Here is a 6,071-nt window from a genome sequence, read left to right on the forward strand (position 1 = left end):
TACATGGCCACTGCCGTTTTGATATTACTTTCGAGAATATCCACCTCGTAACTGGCACGGTACTGGTAATTTGTCGATCCCAGCGCGGGAGCAAACTCGGCGTAGTGTTCCGGGTTACGATCGTCGTTGGCTAAAATCCAACGTTTTGGTGTCTCATCAGTGCGAGAAAATTCGGTCACTGCAATTCCTGAAGATGGCGGAGATAGTACGTATATCTGTGGAGATGCTTTTTTATAATAAACCTTAAGCGTGTCGGAATCATGGGCCTCGTCGGTGGAATCGTGAGGCGTGTGATTTTCGGTCTTCCACAGCATACTGCTATAGGCGACTAGAGCTGTATGAGGTGATTTTTCCCAATCAAAATTTTCGCGCGTGTACCAGTAACCGTCGGCGGTGACACTGGCCTCGGAACCCTCGTTAAGGTCCATCAAAATCGCGCTACAGAAAAGTTCGCTTTCGACCAAGAGGAGCGCGCGCGCTGTTTTCGCGCTGAGAGCCGAAGCATAAATCTGTCGTATTTCCGGGAAATCTTCCCCGGCGGAGTTTCCCGGAAGGTGTGTACCAGAGATTCGATGAGCCGCCACTCGCAAAGACGCTCCGGTGATCGCCGGAGGATATCCTGCAAATCGAATGTATCCACTCGAACGAAAGTCGAAAAGTTGTGGAAAGTCTCCGGTCGGCGACTTGTGGCCAATGATGAGTTCAGTGAGAACTCGGCCGGCGGGCGGAAGTGTTGATGTATCGATGGGAGGTTGAATGGCGGGGGAGGAATAATCCGGCTTGGCATCGGCCCACGTTTTTTTGTTGTACGTGAGGCCGCCGTCAGCGGAGATAAAAATATCCATAGGCAGTGTATTGAGAGCTGCCCGCGGCTTTGCGATAAAATAAAAATCGTGTTGGTCTAAAAAGCTTTGAGTGCGAATGCTTAACTCCTCCAAGTAGACCAGTCCTATAGCTTCGGGTCCTCCCTGAGTGGGAGGATCCAGTTGAGGAATCGTGGGGGGAGATACTTTCACGTAGGGCTTTTGACAGCGTGCAAAGGCTTCTCTTCGCAATTTTCCGAGATTCATCGAGGAGGCCGCAAAGACCATCGATGTTTGAGTAAAGGCGAAGACGAAAAAAAAGATTTTGTACATACTCAATGGAATTAATAATATTAATGTTTCTGAGGCAACCCATGGGTTTTTGTTTGCAAGATTTGCAATTTTTAACCCAAAGTTAAATGGGAATAAATGATTTACAGAGGTTATATATTTCAGTATTCGTATTTGATGACTATTTTACGCAGATCTCGCTTTAAGCCGTTTGTAGGATTCGCCATCGTCATTTTCGTCATTGCATTTATTGCGTGGCAATTTCTCTCTGTCGGTCGGGGTCCAGATGCTCCAGTCGATTCAGGAAAGCTCATCGCAGAGCCGCCAGCGTCGTCCCCTATCCAGTAAATTTAAAAACAGATCTCAGCTTAAAGGTGCTTTATGCTTTGGAAGAATCAGCGCGAAAGTAATAATGTGATTGATCAACGTCGTACGGGAGTAAAAACCCTCGGCGGAGGTGGTCTGCTCCTCGGCGCTCTTCTTATATATCTGTTAGGTGGGAATCCGCTCGAATTTGTTGCTCAGAATATGGATTCGGTCACGACGTCGGCCCCAGTCTCTGAAAGTCGAGAGGATGAGCAAAAGACTTTCGTTTCCGTTGTTCTCGCGAGTACCGAGGATGTGTGGAACCCCATTTTCGAGAAAAAATCTCGCGCGTATCGAGAACCGCAGCTCGTACTGTTTCGGGGAGTTGTGGATTCAGCCTGTGGGCGAGCTCGTCAGAGCACCGGTCCCTTCTACTGCCCTGGTGACGAAAAACTCTATATGGATCTTAGTTTTCTTGACGAGCTGTCAGAAACTCTCGGAGCTACGGGGGACTTTGCTGGCGCTTACGTCGTCGCCCATGAGGTCGGCCATCATATTCAGCAGATCTTGGGATTACTCAAAGGTGGGAGCGGCGTGGATACAGAACTCCAAGCGGATTGCCTGGCTGGGGTATGGTCTCAACAGGCCGAGGAGACCAAAGGACTTCTCGAAGAGGGCGATATTGACGAGGCATTGGGCGCCGCTGCCGCCGTGGGAGACGATCGCTTACAAAAGATGAATCAAGGTTATGTCGTTCCTGATTCGTTTACCCACGGATCCTCTGCGCAAAGAGTTGCTGCATTTAAAAGGGGTTACGCCGGTGGCGAGCTCGAGTCTTGCGTAAAATAGATCTATAAAAACTAACGGCGTTTTTTTCGTTTTTGCTCTCTAAAATTTTCTTCGTCTTGAATAAGATCCTGGATGCTTTTATTTACGTCTGGCGGAGGCTCAACGATCATCTGATAATCACTCTTACTGATTTTAAAAACTTCAATTTTTTTGTGAATGAGTTTTTGAATGTCTTCCAGCTGCGGCTTTTCTTCGCTGCTGCAGAAGGAGACTGCAATTCCTTTATTAAATCCGCGCCCGGTCCGGCCGATGCGGTGAACATAATTTTCAGGATTATCGGGGAGATCGTAGTTGATCACATGTGTAACGTCGGCGACGTCAATTCCGCGAGCGCTCACATCTGTAGCGATAAGAATTTTATTCTCGCCATTTCGAAAGGCTTTCATCACCACTTCACGATCGGTTTGATCTTTCTCGCCATGAATCGTCTGAGTCGCAATATGGACTCGAGCCATAGCCTTAGCGACACGCTCGGCGCGGACCCGTGTCCGCACGAAAATGATGAATTTACCCTCTGGATTTTGTTTGATGTATTCTGCAAGGAAGAATCGCTTATCGTCCATTTCAACAAAAATCACTGAATGACTGATGTTTTTAGAGACGGGATCCTCTGGCGAAATTTGGATCCGTATGGCATTGCTGCGAACCTGTGAGTAGGCTAAGCGCTTAATTTGAGGGTTAATAGTCGCGGAGAAAAATAACGTTTGATGCCCGCGAGTAAGTTCTTTTTTAACCCCTTCGACATCGTCGATAAAACCGAGATCAAGCATGCGATCCGCCTCATCAAGAACTAAAGTTTCTACATGATCTAGATTGAGAAAACCTTTACGAATGAGGTCAAACATACGACCAGGTGTCGCGATGAGGACGTCAATTCCCTCCTGAAGTTTCTTGATTTGAGGGTCTTCATCAACGCCACCAAACATTGCGAATGATTTAACCTTGGTGTGTTTGGAAAGCGCAGTAAAAACTTCGCCGATTTGCTGGGCCAACTCGCGCGTCGGCACCATGACTAAGCATTTAATGCCGCGAACGTGTTTGCTTCCTTTTCGACTGTGGATTCCATGGATCACCGGAATCGCGAAGGCGGCGGTTTTTCCCGTTCCTGTTTGGGCAATCGCGAGAACGTCTTCCCCCCGGAGGATCGAGGGAATGGCTTTGTATTGGATGTCGGTGGTGCGAAAAAAACCCAGGGCTGTTAGATTTCGCAGCAAATCTTGAGAGAGGTGAAACTTATCAAACTTCATAGGTGAAACCTTTACCACGCTCTTGGGGAAGGGGGGAATTGAAATCTAAGAATTATAATCTCTCCATGTCTCTTTTCGCCGGGTTTGCGAAGGCGGATAAGCCAGAGCTCGACAATAACAGTGTAGAAGTTGCACTGGGCACTGGGAGCGGCGCCAGTGAGAAACCCTTGGTATCGAGTTCCACCCAAATTCAAATTGAGCGTTTATCATTCAGACAGAAATTCACCACAGAGTTTTCGATCTGCGTGCGATAAAAAACGCATCGCATATATTGTTTACATATATATTTGTTATAGATATATTGATTACAGATAGGTTGGGTCATGGAAAAGAAACGAAAGCATGCGGAATTTCTGATTTTGATGGCGCTCACTGATGGGCCCAAACATGGTTACGAAGTTTCCAAATTTATCGAATCCCGATCTAAAGGCGTATTTAAGATGCCTTTTGGCACCGTCTATCCGATTTTACATAGGCTCGAAAAATTAAATTACGTCACCGTCGAAACTAAAATGGCCGATTCTGCTCGCCCTAAAAAAGTCTACAAATTAACAAAGGCAGGTAAGCAGCAGGCGAGTTCCGACGTCGCAGATTTTCAATTGTTCTATAAGGCAACCAGTCGTTTGGTTCCCTAACAAAAGGAGGCGAGAACAAATACACGTAGAATATTGAGTTGATCTAATTACAGGAACACCAATGGAGGGGTTTCTTATTTCTAAACAAGGAGGTTTTTTTGTTACATTTTATAAACAGAAGCGAAACACCTGCTTTTTCCAAGTTCTTTTTGGGAAGCGTTTTGCTGATTCGAGATAAAGTTTTGTTCTACAACACTAAAAGTACCAAGAGGTGCTCGCCTCATCGTCTTTCAAGATTGCGACTTCACGGCAGAGCTCGACGTTTAATTGTTCATTGTCCATCGCCCGTCCCCAAACTCGCAGGTCAATGAAACAATATCTCGGGGGCCACATTGGCCCTCGAGGAAAAACTAGAGGGTTTTGGCCTCAAAAGTAAATGTACAATGAGGCCTTTCGATGCTTATATAGCGGTTGAAGTTTTATTATTCTTTAAAAAGGAGAACCCTATGAAGTTGATTTTGATTTTTAGTTTGTTCCTCGGCTCTTTAAGTTGGGCTGCCGATTCTAAAAAGCCAGTGGCCGGCGCGGAGCTAAAACAGAATGATTTAGCTCCGACGTTTACGGCGAAAACTCACGAGGGAAAAGATTTCGATCTTTCGTCTCGAAAAGGTCAGTGGACTGTGCTTTATTTTTATCCGAAAGCCGATACCCCCGGGTGCACGCAACAAGCTTGCGCGTTTCGTGATAGCATAAATGTAATTCGTGATCAGGGAGCTGATGTTTTTGGCGTTAGTATAAATTCCGTGGCTGACCAAGCCGCATTTCATAAGAAACATCACCTGAATTTTACATTAATTGCTGACGACAAGGGCGAGATCGCCAATCTTTATGGGACACGGATCCCGGTGATCAGTATGTCCAAGCGTTGGACATTTATTATCGATCCCAACCTAAAAATTCGTGCTGTCGAAAAAGACGTGGACCCTGCGAAAGATGCAGAAAAAGTATCGACTCAAATTAAAAAATTAAAAGAGACAACAAAGATCTAGGGGTTGGTTTTTCCATGGCGGCATAGGCAAACCGCCCTGGGAATCATGCTTCGCAAACAGTCATTGGTCATTAGGGAGCTTTTTTCTCGGCTTTGATCTTTTCGGCCGCTTGGGCTCCCACTTGTTCTACAGGTATGTTGTTCTTTTTCGCGATATCTTCATAAAATGATTTTCGCTTTTTATTGATGTCTTCGACCAGAGCTTTAGCGGCATCATTGTTGGCCTGTAAAAAACCATTGGGAAGTTCCGTCACTGATTTATTGGCTCTGGCCGTATCTAGATCCATTGCCAAACTGGGGGCAGTCAATATCACTGTAAGAATAAAAAGAATTAAAACTTGAATTGTCTTCACGATTCACTCCTGTTGATTAAAAAATACCTTCGTTTTTCTTCATGACATCTTCGAGTTGCTTGTCTACTTTGACGGAAATTTGATGATCAATCTTAACATTGAGATTAATCTCCAAAGGCTTATCCGGTGCTTGTAAAGCTACAGTAGGTGCGCAAGCCAAAAAAGCCCAACACAATGATAGAATTATCGCTTTGAGTTTCATGGGGCCTCCGAGCCTTCTAACTTTTCTTTTAACTTATTCGGCAAATCATATGTTAGCATCATTGACTGAACGGCGGCTAATATATTCTGTTCTAACTTTATATTTAGCTTAAGCGGCTTGCCTCGAACATACTGTGGATTACGGCCCAACGTATTGAGTATCATAATACTGTCATAATTTTTATCGCTTTCAATTTGCAAGCTCAAAGTTTCGAAAGCAAAGTCGTAAAGGTACCCTTGCAAAATATCCATTGGATTATCCGTAGATTGAATCGTTATCTTCGGTCGATTTCCGGGGGGTCGATAGCGAATCCAACCCGGGCCTTCGCCTTGAAGTTGCCCTTGAATGGTCGGAATTTTATCTTTATACCGCAGGTTCACATGTCCAAAAAGTCGAC

Annotated in this window: 10 protein-coding genes; 5 read left to right on the plus strand and 5 right to left on the minus strand. The window is 45.4% G+C overall.

Annotation, left to right across the window (positions count from 1 at the left end; translation table 11 throughout):
* A partial coding sequence (locus K2Q26_06600; protein ID MBY0315168.1) for a glucan biosynthesis protein occupies positions 1-1,136 on the minus strand: 1,136 nt, incomplete at its 3' end.
* Between the two features lie 96 nt (positions 1,137-1,232).
* Here K2Q26_06600 and K2Q26_06605 point away from each other — a divergent pair.
* Both K2Q26_06605 and K2Q26_06610 read left to right on the plus strand, forming a co-directional pair.
* Positions 1,233-1,442, plus strand: coding sequence for a hypothetical protein (locus K2Q26_06605; protein MBY0315169.1), 210 nt, complete (start codon positions 1,233-1,235; stop codon positions 1,440-1,442).
* Between the two features lie 33 nt (positions 1,443-1,475).
* Positions 1,476-2,249: a neutral zinc metallopeptidase gene (locus K2Q26_06610; GenBank protein MBY0315170.1), complete on the plus strand. Its 774-nt coding sequence runs from the start codon at positions 1,476-1,478 to the stop codon at positions 2,247-2,249.
* Positions 2,250-2,260: 11 nt separating this feature from the next.
* On the opposite strand, the gene K2Q26_06615 is transcribed toward K2Q26_06610, so the two are convergent.
* Positions 2,261-3,496, minus strand: coding sequence for a DEAD/DEAH box helicase (locus K2Q26_06615; protein ID MBY0315171.1), 1,236 nt, complete (start codon positions 3,494-3,496; stop codon positions 2,261-2,263).
* Between the two features lie 38 nt (positions 3,497-3,534).
* On the opposite strand from K2Q26_06615, the gene K2Q26_06620 reads away from it, so the two are divergent.
* The 3 genes from K2Q26_06620 to K2Q26_06630 all read left to right on the plus strand — a co-directional run bounded on the left by K2Q26_06620 (position 3,535) and on the right by K2Q26_06630 (position 5,120).
* Positions 3,535-3,750 (plus strand): hypothetical protein, encoded by a 216-nt coding sequence (locus tag K2Q26_06620; GenBank protein ID MBY0315172.1) that lies wholly within the window; start codon positions 3,535-3,537, stop codon positions 3,748-3,750.
* A 69-nt stretch (positions 3,751-3,819) separates the two neighbouring features.
* Positions 3,820-4,131: a helix-turn-helix transcriptional regulator gene (locus K2Q26_06625; protein MBY0315173.1), complete on the plus strand. Its 312-nt coding sequence runs from the start codon at positions 3,820-3,822 to the stop codon at positions 4,129-4,131.
* A gap of 446 nt (positions 4,132-4,577) precedes the next feature.
* Positions 4,578-5,120, plus strand: a complete 543-nt coding sequence (locus K2Q26_06630) for a peroxiredoxin (protein ID MBY0315174.1) — start codon at positions 4,578-4,580, stop codon at positions 5,118-5,120.
* A gap of 70 nt (positions 5,121-5,190) precedes the next feature.
* Here K2Q26_06630 and K2Q26_06635 read toward each other — a convergent pair whose 3' ends face one another.
* The 3 genes from K2Q26_06635 to K2Q26_06645 all read right to left on the minus strand — a co-directional run.
* Positions 5,191-5,472 carry a YdbL family protein gene (locus K2Q26_06635; protein ID MBY0315175.1) on the minus strand — a complete coding sequence of 94 codons (282 nt, stop codon included), beginning with the start codon at positions 5,470-5,472 and terminating at the stop codon, positions 5,191-5,193.
* A 16-nt stretch (positions 5,473-5,488) separates the two neighbouring features.
* Positions 5,489-5,674: a YnbE family lipoprotein gene (locus tag K2Q26_06640; protein ID MBY0315176.1), complete on the minus strand. Its 186-nt coding sequence runs from the start codon at positions 5,672-5,674 to the stop codon at positions 5,489-5,491.
* A partial coding sequence (locus tag K2Q26_06645) for a YdbH domain-containing protein (protein MBY0315177.1) occupies positions 5,671-6,071 on the minus strand: 401 nt, incomplete at its 5' end. The genes K2Q26_06640 and K2Q26_06645, both read right to left, overlap by 4 nt.

It is taken from the genome of Bdellovibrionales bacterium, assembly GCA_019750295.1.
In the GTDB taxonomy this organism is placed as follows: domain Bacteria; phylum Bdellovibrionota; class Bdellovibrionia; order Bdellovibrionales; family JAGQZY01; genus JAIEOS01.

What these genes read in the sequence shown, in the direction of transcription:
- K2Q26_06630 (MBY0315174.1), top strand. Translation starts at nt 4,578, where the DNA reads ATGAAGTTGATTTTGATTTTTAGTTTGTTCCTCGGCTCTTTAAGTTGG.
- K2Q26_06605 (MBY0315169.1), top strand. Translation starts at nt 1,233, where the DNA reads ATGATTTACAGAGGTTATATATTTCAGTATTCGTATTTGATGACTATT.
- K2Q26_06640 (MBY0315176.1), bottom strand. Translation starts at nt 5,674, where the DNA reads ATGAAACTCAAAGCGATAATTCTATCATTGTGTTGGGCTTTTTTGGCT.
- K2Q26_06610 (MBY0315170.1), top strand. Translation starts at nt 1,476, where the DNA reads ATGCTTTGGAAGAATCAGCGCGAAAGTAATAATGTGATTGATCAACGT.
- K2Q26_06615 (MBY0315171.1), bottom strand. Translation starts at nt 3,496, where the DNA reads ATGAAGTTTGATAAGTTTCACCTCTCTCAAGATTTGCTGCGAAATCTA.
- K2Q26_06625 (MBY0315173.1), top strand. Translation starts at nt 3,820, where the DNA reads ATGGAAAAGAAACGAAAGCATGCGGAATTTCTGATTTTGATGGCGCTC.